At 68.0% G+C, this 17,161-nt stretch carries 11 protein-coding genes and 1 pseudogene; 5 read left to right on the top strand and 7 right to left on the bottom strand.

Annotated features, from left to right (window positions below; translation table 11 throughout):
• The first annotated feature begins 35 nt into the window (after positions 1-35).
• Both ASE63_RS12105 and ASE63_RS12100 read left to right on the top strand, forming a co-directional pair.
• On the top strand, positions 36-656 hold the full coding sequence (locus tag ASE63_RS12105) for a glutathione S-transferase family protein (RefSeq protein ID WP_056801264.1): 621 nt from the start codon (positions 36-38) through the stop codon (positions 654-656).
• Between the two features lie 21 nt (positions 657-677).
• On the top strand, positions 678-2,204 hold the full coding sequence (locus ASE63_RS12100) for a VOC family protein (protein ID WP_056801262.1): 1,527 nt from the start codon (positions 678-680) through the stop codon (positions 2,202-2,204).
• A 17-nt stretch (positions 2,205-2,221) separates the two neighbouring features.
• On the opposite strand, the gene ASE63_RS12095 is transcribed toward ASE63_RS12100, so the two are convergent.
• On the bottom strand, positions 2,222-3,148 hold the full coding sequence (locus ASE63_RS12095; protein ID WP_056801260.1) for a LysR family transcriptional regulator: 927 nt from the start codon (positions 3,146-3,148) through the stop codon (positions 2,222-2,224).
• 144 nt (positions 3,149-3,292) lie between these two features.
• Here ASE63_RS12095 and ASE63_RS12090 point away from each other — a divergent pair, with 144 nt between their 5' ends.
• Positions 3,293-4,306: a zinc-dependent alcohol dehydrogenase family protein gene (locus tag ASE63_RS12090; RefSeq protein WP_056801258.1), complete on the top strand. Its 1,014-nt coding sequence runs from the start codon at positions 3,293-3,295 to the stop codon at positions 4,304-4,306.
• Positions 4,307-4,364: 58 nt separating this feature from the next.
• Positions 4,365-4,664 (top strand): antibiotic biosynthesis monooxygenase, encoded by a 300-nt coding sequence (locus ASE63_RS12085; RefSeq protein ID WP_056801257.1) that lies wholly within the window; start codon positions 4,365-4,367, stop codon positions 4,662-4,664.
• Between the two features lie 73 nt (positions 4,665-4,737).
• Here ASE63_RS12085 and ASE63_RS26540 read toward each other — a convergent pair whose 3' ends face one another.
• The 6 genes and pseudogenes from ASE63_RS26540 to ASE63_RS12065 form a co-directional block, all read right to left on the bottom strand.
• Complete coding sequence (locus ASE63_RS26540; RefSeq protein ID WP_200962556.1) at positions 4,738-4,956, bottom strand: iron chelate uptake ABC transporter family permease subunit; 219 nt, start codon at positions 4,954-4,956, stop codon at positions 4,738-4,740.
• Positions 4,947-5,219 (bottom strand): annotated as a pseudogene (locus ASE63_RS26535) (iron chelate uptake ABC transporter family permease subunit); the annotation flags it as partial. The gene ASE63_RS26540 and the pseudogene ASE63_RS26535, both read right to left, overlap by 10 nt.
• 14 nt (positions 5,220-5,233) lie before the next feature.
• Positions 5,234-12,271, bottom strand: a complete 7,038-nt coding sequence (locus ASE63_RS12080; RefSeq protein WP_156410316.1) for an autotransporter domain-containing protein — start codon at positions 12,269-12,271, stop codon at positions 5,234-5,236.
• A 424-nt stretch (positions 12,272-12,695) separates the two neighbouring features.
• Positions 12,696-13,829, bottom strand: a complete 1,134-nt coding sequence (locus tag ASE63_RS12075) for a serine hydrolase (protein ID WP_056801253.1) — start codon at positions 13,827-13,829, stop codon at positions 12,696-12,698.
• 186 nt (positions 13,830-14,015) lie between these two features.
• The gene (locus tag ASE63_RS12070) at positions 14,016-15,371 is read right to left on the bottom strand and encodes an FAD-dependent oxidoreductase (protein ID WP_082609871.1); all 1,356 of its coding nucleotides are present in this window, start codon (positions 15,369-15,371) and stop codon (positions 14,016-14,018) included.
• The gene (locus tag ASE63_RS12065; protein ID WP_056801250.1) at positions 15,358-15,771 is read right to left on the bottom strand and encodes a RidA family protein; all 414 of its coding nucleotides are present in this window, start codon (positions 15,769-15,771) and stop codon (positions 15,358-15,360) included. The genes ASE63_RS12070 and ASE63_RS12065 overlap by 14 nt, the downstream gene beginning before the upstream one ends.
• 228 nt (positions 15,772-15,999) lie before the next feature.
• Between ASE63_RS12065 and ASE63_RS12060 the strand changes: the two genes are divergently transcribed.
• Positions 16,000-17,136: an FAD-binding oxidoreductase gene (locus ASE63_RS12060; RefSeq protein ID WP_056801248.1), complete on the top strand. Its 1,137-nt coding sequence runs from the start codon at positions 16,000-16,002 to the stop codon at positions 17,134-17,136.
• Positions 17,137-17,161: the final 25 nt, after the last annotated feature.

Here is a 17,161-nt window from a genome sequence, read left to right as displayed (position 1 = left end):
GCCATCCGCAGCGCCTGATCCAGCAGGGAGAAACCATGCCGACACTTTACTTTGCCGTAGGCGCCTGTTCGCTGGCGCCCCACATTGCTCTCGAATGGATCGGAAAGCCGTATGAAGCGGTCAGGGTCCAGTATGGCTCGAAAGAGATTCTGGCCGTGAACCCTGCAGGCGCCGTGCCGACCCTTCGCGAGGACGATGGCTGGCTTCTGACGCAGGCTGGCGCGATCCTCGACTATCTCGCCTGCAAGCACCCCGAGGCCCGTCTGTCCGGTAGTGACGGCCTGCGGGCCAAGGCCGAGGCGCATCGGTGGTCGGCCTTTCTGACCTCGGACGTGCACGCGGCTTTCTGGCCGGTCTTCATGCCGGCGCGCTACACGACCGACCCAGGCGAAGGCGCGCGGCGTGCGGTGGTGGAAGCGGGGCACAGGCTCGTCGCCAAGCAGTTCGGCATCCTCGACCGCCATCTCGACGGGCGCGAACATATTCTCGACGGCGGGCGCTCTATCATTGACGCCTACTCCTTCCCGATGATCCGATGGGCGATGAAGCTCCTGCCGGGTGGCCTGGAACCATATCCGAACGTGCAGGCTCTGCATGACCGGCTAGCGGCCGATCCCAGCGTGCAGAAGGTGCTCGCACGCGAGGCGGGCGGCTGACACTCGAAGGACAACACAAGAATGACGAGCGGCATCCACCACTTCACCGGCATCACGGCCAACGTGCAGGCGAACGTCGATTTCTATGTCGGCTTCCTGGGGCTCAGGCTCGTGAAACGAACCGGCGGCTTTGCGGATGCCGAACAGTTGCACCTCATCTACGGGGATGGGCTCGGCAGCCCCGGCTCGTTGCTGACCTTCCTCGTCTGGGAGGCGGCCGGCCGCGGCCGCACCGGTATCGGACAGGTCTCGGAAGTGGCGTTGGCGGTGCCACCGGCGTCGCTGGGGGAGTGGCTCACCAAGGCGCTGGCCGCCAGCATCCCGCTCGAGGGGCCTTCCCGGGAGTTCGGGGAGTCGGTCCTCCGCCTCAAGGATCCCGACGGGCTGATCGTGAAGCTGGTGGGCGTCGACATGGCGACGCCCGCTCCGCTGCCCGACGCACCGATCAGGTTGCGGGGCGTCACGCTCCTGACCGACAGGGCGGCGGAAACCGCGAGTTTTGTGGCGCGTTTCGGCTACGGGCATGGCGAGCAGGCCGGCCTGACGCAGCGCATGGTTTCCGATTCCGATGTCGTCGACATCAGGCAAGTGTCAGGCTTCGTACCGTCGGTGCCGGGAGCTGGGGTGCCCGATCACGTCGCTTTTCGCGCACTGGACGCCGACGCCATCCGGTCGATGCGCCTGTCGCTGAAGGAGTACGGGCCGACCGAGGTCCACGACCGGAAGTATTTCCTGTCGCTCTATGTCCGCGATCCGGCCGGCATCTTGCTGGAACACGCGACAGACGGGCCAGGGATGTCGATCGACGAAGCGCCCGGCGAACTTGGCCGGACCCTGTTTCTGCCGCCGCATGAGGCAGGCCGTGCCGAGGACCTGAGGGCGATGCTTCCTCAGTTTGCCCTGCCCGGCGAGGAGAGGTTTCCGGTTCGGGATCTTCCGTTCATCCATCGCTTCAACCGGCCGGAAAGGCCCGACGGCACGACCCTGGTCCTGCTGCATGGCACCGGCGGGAGCGAGGCCGATCTGATGCCGATCGCACGCCGCATTGCCCCCCGGGCCGTGCTACTCGGCGTGCGCGGCCGGGCGACGGAGGAGGGCAGCAATCGCTGGTTCCGCCGGATTGATGCCACGACCTTCGACCAGGCGGATATCCGCAGCGAAGCCGAAGCGTTCGCGGCCTTCGTCGAGGACGCCGTGGCCGGTTACGGGCTCGACCGGGAGCGACTCGTCTTCCTCGGCTATTCCAACGGCGCGAACTTCCTCGCTGCGGTGATCCAGCTGCATCCCGGTATCGCAAGGCATGCGGTGCTGTTGCGGGGCATTCAAGCACTTGAAGCGCAACCGGCTGTCGATCTCTCGGATACCGATGTGCTGGTCCTCAACGGGCGCGACGATGCCTACACCCGCGACGCGCCGGACGTGACGGAGGCGCTCGCGAGCCGCGGCGCACGTGTGGAGTTCCGGGAGCTCGCAGCCGGCCACGAACTGACCGACGTTGATGTCGGCGAGGCTTCCGAATGGCTTCACCGGAATCTCCCGGCAGGCTGAGCGGCCAGCAGCGCACGTTATTGATCGTTCGCGAAGATCCACTCCAGACCGCGATCCCAGTAAGGCTGCCCTCCAAATCGCTCGACGAGCCAGTCGATGAAGACCCTCACCTTCGGTGCCAACTCGCGCGAGCTTGGGTAAAGCACCCAGAGCGTCTGGGTCGAGATGAGCGGGTAATCGGGAAGAGCTGGCACGAGGGCTCCAGATCGAAGCTCGTCCGCGGCGCACCAGGTAGCCATCCAAGCGACGCCGAGCCCCGCACAGGCCGCATCGCGCACGGCGGCGCCGTCATTGATGCGTAGGCTGGGAGTGATACGCCGCTCGATCAGTTCTCCACCCTTCGCGCGGAACGTCCAGAGATCGAGCGTACCGACAACGAGGCATGCGTGGTCCGAGAGGTCGTCGGGCGTGCTCGGCCGGCCGCGCCGTTCGATATACTCAGGCGATGCAACCAGCACTCGTCTATCCGGAGCGAGCCGCCGCGCGACGAAGGACGTGTCATTGAGCTCGGCATAGCGAACCGCCACGTCGAAGGCACCCTCGACAAGATCGACGACGCTGTCCGATATCCGCAAGTCGAGAGCCAATTCGGGATATCGCCTGCAGAATTCGGGCAGGCCTGGCACGATATGCATGCGCGCGAACGAGGCCGGCGCCGCCACACGCAAGGTACCGCGCGGCGCGGCCTGGCCCCGCCCGAGAGCCGCCCGGGCGGACTCGGCTGCGAGCACGACGTGCTCCGCATGCGGCAGGAAGGCGAGGCCATCCTCGGTCAACGTCGCCTGTCTCGTCGTTCGGTGGAGAAGCCTCGCCCCGAGCTTTTTCTCGAATGCCGCCAACCTGGCGCTCGCTCCCGCCGGAGTGAGGCCCAGATCGCGGGCTGCAGAGCTGATGCTCCGGAGCTGAGCGATGCGCACGAACAGGTTCAGGTCGTTCACATCCATGGCGCTACTTTCAAAGATTCATTGAAACTGATCCTAGGTAGCCCCGCTACTGAGGGCAATCGCGACAAGTCATATGGACTGGCATCGCAACGGGACCATAGGTCATGGCGCCCGCTCTGCCTCTCCTGTCGAAAGGACGTCGTTATGACCAAGACCATGAAGGCAGCCGTCCTCACGCGCTTCGGCGGACCGGACGCGTTCGAGCTGCGCGAAGTGCCGGTTCCGGACGTCGGTCCGCGCCAAGTGCGAGTGCGGGTGCACGCCACGGCCATCAATCCGCTCGATTACCAGATCCGCCGCGGCGACTACGCGGAGTACGTGCCGCTGCCCGCAATCACCGGTCACGACATCTCGGGCGTTATCGAGGAGCTGGGCTCGGACGTTCGCGAGTTCGCAGTCGGCGATGAGGTCTACTACACACCGAAGATCTTCGGCGCCGCCGGCTCCTACGCCGAGCAGCACGTCGCCGACGTCGAGCTCGTCGGCCGCAAGCCGCGAAACCTCACGCACATCGAGGCGGCGAGCCTGACGCTTGTCGGCGGCACGGTCTGGGAGGCGTTCGTCCAGCGCGCGCAATTGCAGGCCGGCGAGACGATCCTGATCCACGGCGGCGCGGGTGGCGTCGGCACGATTGCGATCCAGGTGGCAAGGGCGATCGGCGCGCGGGTGATCACGACGGCGCGTGCCCGCGACCACGACTTCGTACGCTCGCTCGGCGCGGACGAGGCGATCGACTTCACAGCCGAAGACTATGTGGAGGCGGTCGCCCGGCTGACCGGGGGAGAGGGCGTGAACGTCGTTTTCGACACGATCGGCGGTGACGCCCTGACACGAAGCCCGCTCGTCCTTGCGGATGCCGGACGCGTGGTCAGCCTCGTCGATATCGCGCAGCCGCAGAACCTCATCGAGGCCTGGGGCAAGAACGCGGCCTATCACTTCGTCTTCACCCGTCAGAACCGCGGCAAGCTCGACGCGCTCACGAGTCTCGTCGAGCGCGGCCTGGTCAAGCCCGTGATCGGCGCGACGCTGCCGCTCGCCCGCATGGCCGAGGCGCACGACCTGCTGGAGAACGGCACCGCACGAGGGTTGCGTGGGAAGGTCGTGATCGACGTCTCGGGCGACGCGGCCGCCCTGCCCCCCTCCGGGCGGGCCGCCTGACCCGGCGCGCGGACGGTCGGGAACGATTCCCGGCCGTCCGAAACAAAGGGAGAAACCGATGATCAGAGAAGCTGCGATGCTTCGCCTCCTGCCGGGGGCCGCCCCTGCGTTTGAGCGCGCATTCGCCAGCGTCGCGCCGCTGCTCGCCGGGACGGATGGCTGCTTGAGCTATCGCCTGATGCCGACGCTTGAAAGCCCCGAGATCTATCTGATCGAGGTGGACTGCCGCGACTTGGCGGCCCACACTGAAGGCTTCGAGCCGAGCGAGGCGCATGCGCGCTTCATGGCGCCGCTCGAGCCGCTGCTCCTCGGCGAACCCATTGTCGTGCATGTGCCGGTGGGAGAGCCCGAAGGGTGAGACAGCCGCTGCTATTTCCCAATGAAGCCTTCGACGGAGCCGGGCCGTCGATGCATGACCGAGTCGCGGTCGCCTAGATGCCGATGATGTCCGGCGAGCCCAGCGGATTGCGCGACAGCGAGTGGAAGATCGTCCCGCCGATACCCAGCGCGGCCCCGGCCATGGCGCCGAGCTGGACGCGCGGCAGGCGACATTCGACGACGGGGATGCGGATGCGCTGATCAGCCTCGCCGATCAGCCCGAGCAACCCATCGCTCGGAGCGATCGCGCGATCACCGCTTCCTAGCGCCACCACCGCCACGACGCATGTCGGACCAGCCAGAAGCAGCGTCGCCAAAGCGTTGCAGCGGTCGAAACGTAGCGACAGTAGGCCTGCACGCAAACGATATGGGCGCCGAGGAGCAGGATCGGCCCCAGGGTGGCCGACAGGATGAGGATCCAGCGCTGATCGGGGCCGCCCAGGATGCGAGCGATATGGGGTACCACGAGCCCAACGAAGCCGATCGGCCCGACCGCAGCCGTCGCCGCACCGCAGAGCAGGATGCTCCCGTGTGACTTCGGTCACCGGCCTATGCTTGTCCGCAACTGTGACGCCTCTTGCCGAATGTCCGCTTGGCAGCCGCAGCCTCACTCCCGCTATCGCACGACGCTGCCGCCCGGCACCGTCGCGCGACAGCGGGATCGGCTCGCCTCAGAACCTGACGGCGAGGTTTGCCTTGAAGGCGTGGTCCTGGGCGTCGGTTGCGAGCTGGCCGGTGTAGGAGACGCCGAGCGCCGGCTTCGAGGAGCGCCGCATTCTTCGCGATCGGGACGCCGGCGGTGCTGAACGGGGCGCTGCCGGCGAAGGCGAGCGTCGCCTGTGGGTCGACGTCACCGAAGGCATGGCGCCAGGCGAGCGCGCCGCGCAGCGTCAGGTCCATGCCGGACAGCGCGAAATTGCTCGAGGCGCGCAGGCCCAGCGTGGTGTAGCCGACGCCGGTAGTCCGGCTCCGGGCGGTGAGCGCTGCCGCCCCGCCGATCTCGCGGAAGCCATCCGTGCGCAGGTTGACATAGGCGAGCCCGGCGAAGGGCTCGAGCGCGATCCGGGCGAGGTCGATCCGGTAGCCGAGCTCGCCGAAGATCTGGGCAGTGCCGGCCCGGTAGTCGCTGGTCAGTCGGTCGCCGAAGCCGGCGAAGCTGACGGTGCGGCGTGTCTCGACATCGTGCCAGCTGTAGCTCGCGCCCAGACGCAGCCCGAGCGCGCCCCACTGCCCGCCGCCATAGAGGCCGAGATGGTAATTGTCGCTCTCGCCCGAGGAGAGCCGGCGGTTCACCTTGAACTCGGTGCGGCTGTAGCCGGCGAGCAGGCCGAAGCGCAGCGTGTCGAAAGCGGCGACATCGGCGCCGAGCAGGAAGCCGCCGGTCGAGCGGGTCAGCCTGGCGGCGTTGGCCGTCGCGTCGCTGCGGCCGAAGGAGCCGTAGCCCTGGCCCCAGACGGCGAAGCGGTCGCTGCGCAACGCCGGCATCAAGCCGGTGGTGGCGGGCGCCCTGTCGGCGGCGAAGCCGTAGGTCATGGTCGGCATCGGCGCCCCGCCGACGGCGCCGAAGGCCGAGCGCAGCCGGTCGACCGCGGCCGAACGGACCGCGCCGCTCTCCTCGACCAGCGCCGTCCTGGCCGAGGCGTGGATCTCGCCGGAGATGGCGTTGAACACGCCCGGCACGCCGGATACCGGCAGCGTCACGATGGCGTCGAACAGCGGGTTGCCGATGCCGAGCGTCTGCGCCGCATTCGAGGAGGCCAGCTCGTTGGCGGTGGTGGCATAGGAGGCGAAGCCTGGGCTGCCCCCGCCGCCACCGCCGTTGCTGCCGTCGTCATAGGCCAGGGTCAGGAAGACGTTCTGGCTGTCATAGGCGAGCGCCGGCTTGAGGAAGGCGAAATCGGAGGTGACACCGCCGAAGGTGCCGGTGCGGGCGGCGGTGGTCGAGAGGATCGTATAGGTGGCGTTTGCCGCATAAGCGCCCGGCACCGCCAGCACCTGCACATTCGCCCCGCTGTCGATGGTCACCGCGCCGGTGGCCGTGATGCGGTCGTGCTGACCCGTGGGGGTCACGTCGACCCGGTAGACGCCGCCGCTGTTGAAGGCGACGGGGCCGGCAACGTTGATGGTGCCAGGCGAATTGCCCGGCGACGCCACGCCGCCATTGTTCACCACGAGGCCGCCAACAGTGCCGTTGCCGGAAAGCACGCCGCCGTTGTTGATCGTGTAGCTGGCGCTGCTGGAGGAGCCGTTGGCCAGCACCACATTGCCGCCATCAACCCCGATGTCGCCGCTATAGGCGTCGGGGTTGGAGAAGAGCACGGTGCCGCCGCCGGTGAAACTCACCCTGCCGGGGCCGGCGATGGTGCCGTCGAAGGTGTAGCTGCCGGAGCGGTTGAAGACGAGCGCGCCGTCGTTCGCGACATGGCCTGTGATCGAACCTGTGGTCCCGCCGTCACCGATCTGGAGGGTAGCATCGTCCAGGATGGTGGTGCCGCCGGTATAGGTATTGGCGCCGGTCAGGATCAGGACGCTGTTCCCGCCCACTGTGATGCCACCCGTCCCGGAGATCGTTCCCGCGAAGGCAGTGGCCGCCGTCTGGACGATCTCGACATTCCGGGCGCCCAGCACGACCTGGCCGGAGCCGCCGCCGGACAGGTTCTTCAGACCCTGGGGACCGGTGGTCGCGTGGATATCCAGCGCGCCGTTCACGACGACGCTTTGCATGCCGTCGAGCCTGGACGTGCCGGACAGGGCTAGCGTGCCCTGCTGCACGAACAGCTTGCCGGAGAGGCCGGAGCTGTCGCCGGACAGCGTGAGCGTGCCTGCGCCGGCCTTGGTGACGTCGCCCGCACCGGAAAGGGTCCCGCTGAGGGCCGTGGTGGTGCCCTCGGCGATATTCATCGTGCCGCCGCCGGCATCGAAGGCGAAGGCGCGGGTGGAGGCCATGCCCTGGGTGACCGCGAGCGTGCCGCCTTCGAAGGTCACGCCGCCGGCCGAGGCACCGAGCGCGTGGTTGTCCGAGATCTGCAGCGTGCCGGCCTGGATGACCGTTCCGCCCTGATAGGTGTTGCTCCCTGCGAGCACGATGGTGCCCGCGCCGATCTTGGTGAGGGCGCCGGTGCCGGTGATCTCCAGCCCGACGGTGGCGGTGGTGTCCGCGCCCTCCGCCCACAGCCGGCCGCCGCCGCCGAGGTCGAGCGCGCCATGGAGACCGCCGACGATGTTATAGCCCGAGGTGAGGAACTCCAGCGTTCCGAAGCCCTGCGTCCCCGACACCGTCACCGTGCCGGCCGTGCCCCCGAACACGCCCATCTGGCCGCCCCAGGCCGAGCGCGCATCGTCGACGTTCAGCCAGGACGTGCCGGCGGACGTCCAGTTGCCGTCGCCGCCCTGCGTGGTGCCGCCGCCGGGGCTCCAATACTGCAGGCTGGTGTCCAGGACCGCCACGTCCACGGTCGTGGAGCCGATCTGGAGTTGGGCTGCCGGGCCGCCCGAAGGCGCGGTGCCCAGGGCCAGTCCGTTGTCGGTCAACGCGGCGGTGCTCGAAAAGATGCGGTAGATGCCGATCCCGTAGCCGGTGTCGGCCGTGACGTTGAGCGTGCCGTCCACGGTCAGCGCATCTGCGGTGAACAGCGGTGTCAGGCTGGCCGCGCCCAATGTCACATTGGTAATGGCCCCGGCGCTGAGCGTGAGCGCGCCCACGCTCAGGCGATTGGCCGCAGTGCCGGACAGGATGCCGCCGTTCTCCACCGTGACCGTTCCGGTCAGGTTGCCGCCGCTTCCGGTCAGCGTCGCGCCGGTCTTGATGTTCACGGCCCCCGGCAGCGTGCTGCCCGCCGCCATCGAGAGCGTGCCGGTCTCGACATTGGTGATGCCGGAGAAGGTGCTGGCACCTGCCAGCGCCAAGGTGCCGGCCCCGGACTTGGTGAGTGTCCCGGTGCCCGAAACGACGCCGTTGACCGTCAGCGTGGTGTCCTGCGCGGTGCTGAGCGTGCCGCCGTTGCTGCCGACGGCGATGTTGCGTGACGTGGCGATATCGGCGGTGGTCGCCAGCGCGCCTCCGGCAAAGGTGAGCCCGCCGCCACTGCCCAGGGCCGTGTCCGCGGCGATCTGCAGCGTGCCGGCGCTGAAGGTCGTGCCGCCGGTATAGGTGTTGACGCCGGTGAGGGTCAGGGTGCCCGCGCCGGCCGAGGTCAGGCTGCCCGCGCCCGATATGACGCCGCTCACGGTGGCGGAACTGGTGGCGCTGATGGCGCCGTTGGTCTGCAACCTGATGTTGCGGGCGATGGTGGCGGCGTTGCCCGTCACCTCCAGCCCGCCGGCATTGAGCAGCACCGCACCGCCGCCCAGATTGTTGTCGTCGGTGATGCTGAGGATGCCGCCGAGCACCTGCGTTCCCGCGATCGCGGACGGAGAGACGGCGTAAGTGTTGTTGCCCGTCAGGATGAGCTTGCCGGAGCCCGCCTTGGTGAAGATCACGCGCGTGGCGGTGGTGCCGCCACCACCGATGACGCCGCTCAGCGTCACGGTGTTGTCGTTCGTGACCCGGGCGCCGCTGAACCCGGCGTTGATGTTCTTGGAGATGGTGACGTCGCTGCCGGTGACGCGCAGGCCGTCCGTGTTCGTGTTGCCGGTGTTCAGCGTCAGCGAGCCGCCGGGCAGATTCGTCTGGTTCGCGATGGACAGCGCGCCTTCGGCGATGTTCAGGCTGGTCTGGGAGCCGCTGTTGTTCCCGGTCAGCACGAGCGTGCCACCGTCCGAGCTGGTCCGGTTGAGCGTGAAGGCTCCCCCCAGGGTACCGCTGATCGTCAAGGTCGAGGCGTTCGCCAGGCCGATGCTGGTGGCGGCCGTCAGGGTCACATCGCCCGCAACCGTGGCGCTGCCGGCAGCCACTTGAAGGGCGCCCATGTTCGACGAGCCGACGCCCGCGAGCGAGATGGCGTCGGCGATTGTCACGCCGTTGTTCAGTTGGAGAGCCGCGCCGGACGAAACCGTGGTGCCGCCGGCGCTGCCGCCCAGGGCGCCACTGCTGGCAGCCACGAGCGTACCCGCCGACACGGTTGTGGTGCCGGTGTAATCACTGGCGCCGGACAGGGTGAACGTGCCGGTCCCCGTCTTGGTGAGGCCGCCGCCAATACCCGTGACCGTGCCTTCAAAGCTACCCGAGCTGTTTCCGGCCAAGGTCAGCGTCTGGCCGCCCAACGCGATCTGGCCGGCCCCCGAGAGGCCTTGGATGCTTGCGCCGCTGGTCGTACCGGAAATGTCGAACGTGCCGGCGACGGCAACGCTCGAGGTCGATGCGATGGAGCCCGATCCTGACAGAGCCAGCGTGCCTGCCGAAATCGTGGTGGAGTCGGTATAGGTGTTGGTACCGGTCAGGATCAGGGTGCCCGCGCCGGCGGAGGTAAGACCGCCCACGCCCGATATGACACCACTCACGGTGGCGGAATTGGTAGCGCTGATGGCGCTGTTGGCCCGCTGCAGCGTGATGTTACGGGCGATGGCGGCGCTGGTGCCGGTCACCTCCAGCCCGCCGCCATTGAGCAGCACCGCGCCGCCGCCCAGATTGTTGTCGTCGGTGATGCTGAGGATGCCGCCGAGCACCTGCGTCCCTGCGTTCGCAGTCGGAGAGACGGCGTAGGTGTTGGTGCCCGTCAGGATGAGCTTGCCGGAGCCCGCCTTGGTGAAGATGGCGCGCGTGGCGGTGGTGCCGCCACCCCCGATGACGCCGCTCAGCGTCACGGTGTTGTCGTTGGTGACCCGGGCGCCGCTGAACCCCGCGGTGATGTTCTTGGAGATGGTGACGTCGCTGCCGGTGACGCGCAGGCCGTCCGTGTTCGTGTTGCCGGTGTTCAGCGTCAGCGTGCCGCCGGGCAGATTCGTCTGGTTCGCGATGGAGAGCGCGCCTTCGGCGATGTTCAGGCTGGTCTGGGAGCCGCTGTTGTTCCCGGTCAGCACCAGCGTGCCACCGTCCGAGCTGGTCCTGTTGAGCGTGAAGGCTCCCCCCAGGGTACCGCTGATCGTCAAGGTCGACGCGCTCGACAGGCCGATGGAGCTCGCGGCCGTCAGGGTCACATCGCCCGAAACCGTGGCGCTGCCTGCAGCCACCCGCAGCGCACCGATGTTCGAAGGGCCGGTCCCCGCGAGCGAGATGGCGTTGGCGATGGTCACGCCGTTGTTCAGTTGGAGAGATGCGCCGGATGCGACCGTGATGTTGCCGGCGCCCAGCGCGCCGCTGTTGACGGCCGCGAGGATGCCCGCCGACACCGTGGTGCCACCGGTGTAGGTATTCGCGCTGGTCAGGGTCAGCGTGTTGGCGCCGGCCTTCACCACGCTGCCGGTCCCGGAAATGACATTGGCAAGCGTCAGGTCCGAGGCCTGGTTGAACGTGACCGACGACGCGCCCTGCAGTTCGATGGCGCCGGTCAGCGCCCAGGTTCCGCCGGATCCGAAGGCGAGGCTGTTCTGGCCGCCGGTGAAGCTGATCGCAGCCGCCCGTGTCGTGAAATCACCGCTCAGACCGCCGGCGATGTTGCTGCCATCCGCAAGCATGATGGCGAGGTTCGCGCCCTCGATGGCTGCGCCGCCGTTGCCGGTCGTAGACGGATTGCTGCCGGCGCCGCCCCTGCCGCCCCTGCCGCCGAAGACGGTGCCGGCGACGGTAATCGTCAGCGCCCCTGAATTGCCTTCGATTCCGATGCCGCGCGCACCATTGCCGCCTGTGCCGCCGGTGCCGTTGACGAGAGAGCCGTTGCCCCCGTTGCCGCCAGCGCCACCGATGATGGTGCCGGCGACCGAGAAGTCCGCGGTCGGAAGATTCAGGAGCAGGAGGCCGGTGCCGCCATTGCCGCCAGCAGCAGCAGTGATGCCGTCGCCGCCGCCGCCGCCGCCCGCTCCGCCCCGGATGACGGACGCGGAACCCATTCCGGCGAAGACACCGCCATCCAGGACGACACCGGCGCCGCCGCCACCGCCGCCTCCGGCACCACCGCCGCCGCCACCGCCGCCGCCCTGATACGCTCCGTTGGCGAAAGTGGAGGCATCACCATAAAAGCCGCGGTAACCACCGCCGCCACCGGCACCGTAAGCCCCGCCGCCACCGCCGCCGCCGCCGGTCGCACCGCCGCCGCCGCCACCAGTGTCTCCCCAACCACCGACACCGCCGCTGTCACCGCCGCCGTTGCCGCCGGCGATGTCACTGATGGAGCCGCCGCCACCGCCGCTGCCAGCTTCGCCACCGCCACCGCCACCGCCCGATCCGCTGGAGCCGGCGCTGCCGGCGTTACCGCCGGCTCCGCCGCCACCGCCGCCGGCGCCACCGCCACTGCTCGTGCCGCCGCCGCCACCCGGGTTGGAAACGAAGTCGCCGCCGGCGCCGCCACCGCTCTGGCTGCCATCGCCTCCCGCGTAGTTAAAACCGCCGCCGCCGCCGCCATTCCCGTAATTGGAAGCGCCGCCGCCTCCGCCCGCCCCAGGGCTGAAGCGGCCGCCGTCGCCGTCCGCGGCGAGAAGAGGCGTGGCGGCGAGGGCAAGCGAGATGGCCAGCGCCGAAGTGGTGCCGGAAAGGGTACGCAGAGGCTTAGGCACAGGCATCTCCTCAATGCCCGCCATGCCCGCGCCTGATACCCGGCAACGATCAGGAACGACGAGCCCGCCTCACGAACGGCGGATAGAATCCAATATCCAGGGAGAGGTCCGAGCCGAGCCAGCGTCTCCGCCGCGCACAGCGATTCCTCGCCAGCTACGAGCGATAGAAAAATCCCTGCGCGTCATCAAGCCGGAATAGACGTATGATAGAAATTCTGCTCTCGAGGTGACCAAATTGCCACCCCAAATCAGTTCCATTTCCGAATATCCGATTCCCCGCAGCGATCTGTGCGCTGGATACCCTTACGCGACGTCATGGCGATGCTTGCGTTGAAGGGGATCGACCGGCGCCGCCCACCGTGCGCGAACGTCCGCCTGGAGGCAATATTCCAATGTCCTGGAGTGGCGCCAAGCCACGATTATCTCAGAGTGCTTCGGCAAGGGCCGCAAAAAATGCGTCGTCGCTGATCTCGAGGCGCTGGCGATAGCTTGGCTTCGAGCGGGCGCAGAGGACCACGACGACAAGCCCGTGTCGCGGATTGATGTGGATGTGCTGGCCGTAGATGCCCTCAGCCTGGAAGCTGCCTGCGAGGGCCGGCGATTCCAGTACCGGTATCCACCACATGTATCCGTAGGGTACGCTCTTCTCGCCGATCTTGAAGGGCGCTCCCGCCTCGCTGTTCCAGGCTTCGGGCAGCAGCTTGTCGCCGCCGATGCGGCCTTCATCGAGCACGAACTGGCCGAACCGGCCATAATCGCGCAAGGTCGCATGCATGCCGCTGCCGGAAATCGTCATTCCGTCCGGGCTCTCCGACCACCAGCTCGCATCGGCCTCCATGCCGAGCCGCGACCAGAGCTTTTCGCTGCAGTAGTCGGCGAGGCTCTTCCCGGTCGCATTCTGCATCAGCAATCCGATCAGATAGGACTCGCCGGTGTTGTAGGTCCAAGATTCGCCCGGCGGGGTGTGCGCCGGCAGTGAGGCCATGTGCCTCGCGATGCCTCCCTTTTCCCAACTGCACTGAATCTCCAGCAATTGCCGGCGGTCCGAGGTCGGGTCGGTGTAGTCCTCGCGCCAGCGCACTCCCGAACTCAGCCGCAGCAGCTGCCGGACGGAGACCTTCTCATAGACCCCGCCGAGCGGCATGTAGCGGGTGACGGAATCGTCGAGGCTTTCGATCGCGCCTTCCTTCAGCGCGATGCCGACGAGCGTCGCAGCGACGGATTTGGCGAGCGAGCAGGAGTTCCATTTCGTCTCGGGGCCGATGCCGAGGCCGTAATGCTCGGTGACGACGTCACCGTCCTTGAGGATCAGCAGGCCGGCGATGCGATTGACCGACAGATAGTCGCAGAGATCGAAGCTTCGGTCGTGATCCCGGATCGCGAGCCTCGGCAGCGCGGATGCCGAGGTCTTCAACGGCTTGATCGCGCCGCCGCGCCGCACCATCCGGGAGGGAAACAAGCCCTGGTCCGAAGACATGGTCGCCACCAGCTCGTCCGGAAGCAGCGTGCCGTCATAGAACCGCATGAGCTGGCTGCGTTTCGTCTCGTCGATGCCCATGGTCGTTCGCCTGTTGTGACGCATCGAGGATGTCGATGCTGAAGTAAGAGATCGATCGCGTTTAGTCGCCGGATCGGCGCCTTGGGATGTCTGTTCGAGGCCTGACGGGAACAGCTGCCACGCTGCTCTTCTCATGCCATGGCGGCCATCTTCAGTCTGTTGCGTTTCGTCCCGGGCTGTAGCGGTTCAGAGCGGAGCATGGGCGCGGGCATAGGTGCCGCGCGCAAAACGCTCCAGTTTCAGGGGAGCGATGGCGTGATCCGCCGGCTCGCCCTTGGCGAGGTGCGCGACATGGCGGCCGACTGCGGGGCCGAGACCGAAACCATGACCGGAGAAGCCTGTCGCGACGATGAGCCCCGAAACCGCCCCCGGAGCATCCAGCACCGGCAGCGCGTCCGGCAACACGTCGATATAGCCAGCCCAGGATTTGACGATCGCGAGACCGGTTGATCCGGCGAAGAGCCCGCGAACGACCTCGCCGGTTCGTTCCGCGCGGTCGCGATTGGCGGGAATCCGCGGCCTGCGTCCGGCCGCTGCGCGCTCCGGTTTAGGCACGGCGAGCCGTTCGTGCAGATCGTCGAGCAGGGGCCGCCCGAGGCGCAGGGAAAAACCGCTGCGATGGCGGAGGAACTCCGGCAGGAAGAAGCGCATCGCTCGCATGGAATCGAGCGTGAGATCGATGTCGGAACAGGAATCGGCGGCGATGATGCAGGAACCGTCGGCACGCTGGCGCAGCCCGATGCCATAGCCGCAGAAACAGGGCTCGCTTAGCGGCGGCAAGGGCGCCGTCAGCGAAACCGTGCTGCGGACGTTCTGCTGCGGCAGCGTCAGGCCGAGCGGTGCCAGCAGGCGATGGCTCTGCGCACCGGCCGCGCAGACGACGAGGTTGGCCTCGATCCGCCCGTGCTCGGTGAGGACACCGCTGACGCGGCCGGCTGAACGCTCGATCGCGAAGACCCCGCAATCCTCGATGATCCGCACTCCGGCCCGCGTGGCCGCCCGGGCGAAGGCCATCGTCGCAAGCGCAGGCTCGGCCTGCCCGTCGGAGGCGGTGAAGAGTGCGCCCTTCACGGGCTTCGACAGGGGCGGCAGGAGCTCTTCCGTCTCCTGCCGCGAGAGCATGCGCGCCTCGCTTGAAATCTCCCGGGTCGTATCCCGCCAGCGCGCGAAGGCGGCGTGCTCGGCCTCGGTCTCGGCGACGAAGACGCAACCGGTCCGGCGCCAGCCCACCGCTTCGCCGAGCTCGCGCTCCAGTTCCGGCCAGATCGACAGCGCCTCCACGGCAAGCGGCAGTTCGAGCGGGTCGCGATACTGCGTGCGCACGAAGCCCCAGTTCCGGCCCGACTGCTGGGATGACACGGTGTCCCGCTCGACGAGCGCAACGGAGAATCCTGCGGCGGCGAGATAATAGGCGGAAGCACAACCGACGATGCCGCCACCGATCACCACGACGTCGGCTCGGCGCGGCAAGGCCGCGCGCGTGGGAACGAGCTGCGCGAGCACGTCGTCCGGCACGTGCCCGGACAGGCTAAGCAGGGACATCGAGCACGGCGTCCATGTCCATCTCGACCCGGATATCGGGGTCGAAGAGGCCGGCCTGGACGGTCGTGCAGGCCGGGTTCACGCCACGGAACGCCTCGGCGAAGGCGGCCATCACGGGCTCGTAATCCTCGGCACGGGCGATGTAGATCCTGACGCGCACGACGTCGGCGAGCGTCGCTCCGGCCTCGGCGAAGGCCTTCTCCGCATTGCGGAACAGCTGCCGGGTCTGTTCGGCGGCCCCCTCGGCGAGGGTCTCGGTCGCGTAATCGTAGCCGGTGGTGCCCGACAGCATGATCTGCGCCCCGACGACGACGGCACGGCTGTAGCTGTATGCCGCCTCGAAGCTGCTGCCCGAGAAGATCAGGCTCCGGCCGGGTTTGTCGATGATCGTGAATGCCATGGCTCGCCTTCGCTGCGGTTGTCGTCGCATGTCACAGGCAATGGCGGCGGGGGCGCTGTCGATTTCAAAAATTCGAGGTGGTGGCCGAGGAATTCGGGGTAGGCCGTCGTTTTTCAGGGCTCGGCTTCTCAAAATTGAAATCGACATCCGGCCATCGCGGTGCCGATGTCAGGCAGGGCGAGGCCGAATGTGGCCGGGCCGTTCTGCAGCTGGAGTGGCATTGAGCCGATGCGGGTAGACGTCGCTATCGTCGGAGGGGGGATCGCCGGGGCTTCCGCAGCCTATTTCCTGGCGAAGCACGGCTCGGTCGCGTTGATCGAGCGCGAGCAGCATTTCAGCTATCACAGCTCCGGCCGCACGGCGGCGCAGTTTACGGTCGGCATCGGCGCCCCGACGATGCGGCGGATGGCGCAGGCGAGCCGCGCTTTTTTGGAGGCGCCTCCCGAGGGCTTCGCGGAGCAGCCGATCCTGACGCCGCGCGGCTGCCTCACCGTCGGGCGCAGCGAGCAGGCCGCGACGCTGCACCGCCTCGAGGAGCATCTCGCCTCGGTGGGCGCGCAGGCCCGCCGGCTCAGCCGGGACGAAGCGCTGGCGCTGTTTCCCGCGCTGCGGGCCGAGCGGATCGATGCCGGCGTCTACGAGCCGGACGCAATGGATATCGACGTGGATGTCCTGCTCCAGGGCTATCTGCGTGGCGCCAGGGCTGCAGGCGCGCATCTCTTCACCCGCGCCGATGTCCAGACGATCATGCGCGCGGACGGTCGCTGGCGGCTGAGCTGGAACGGCGGGGAGATCGAAGCCGAGGTGCTGGTCAATGCGGCTGGCGGCTGGACCGACGCGGTCGCGGCGACGGCCGGTCTCGCGCCGCTGGGCGTGGTTCCCCATCGGCGCACGGCCTTCACCTTCGCCCTCCAGACGGAGTTCGACGCGCGCGATTGGCCGCATGTCGGCACCGTCGACTACGACTGGTACGTCAAGCCCGAGCCGGGTTGCCTGATGGGCAGCCTCGCCGATGCGGTGCCGGTCGCACCCTTCGACGCCTATCCAGAGGATATCGACGTCGCCCAGGCGATCGAGAACATCGAGCGCGACACCAGGCTGCGCGTCGGCCGGCCGCTCAGCCAATGGGCCGGGCTGCGCAGCTTCGTCCGCGACCGCAATCCGGTCGCCGGCATGCGGCGAGAGGCGCCCGGCTTCTTCTGGCTCGCCGGCCAGGGCGGTTGCGGCATCCTGACCTCGCCCGCCATGGGGCAGGCCATCGCCGCCCTCGTCGCCGGTAAGCCGCTGCCCGATCCGATCAAGCAGCTGGGCGTCGCCGAGGCCGACCTCTCTCCGGAGCGCGAGAGCCTGGACGCGGGGGACTGAAACGTCGGCGGCCGATCGCTGCCTT

Origin of the sequence: Allobosea sp. Root381 (assembly GCF_001429395.1) — a bacterium.
In the GTDB taxonomy this organism is placed as follows: domain Bacteria; phylum Pseudomonadota; class Alphaproteobacteria; order Rhizobiales; family Beijerinckiaceae; genus Allobosea.
This window is presented reverse-complemented; position numbering and strand designations above follow the sequence as displayed.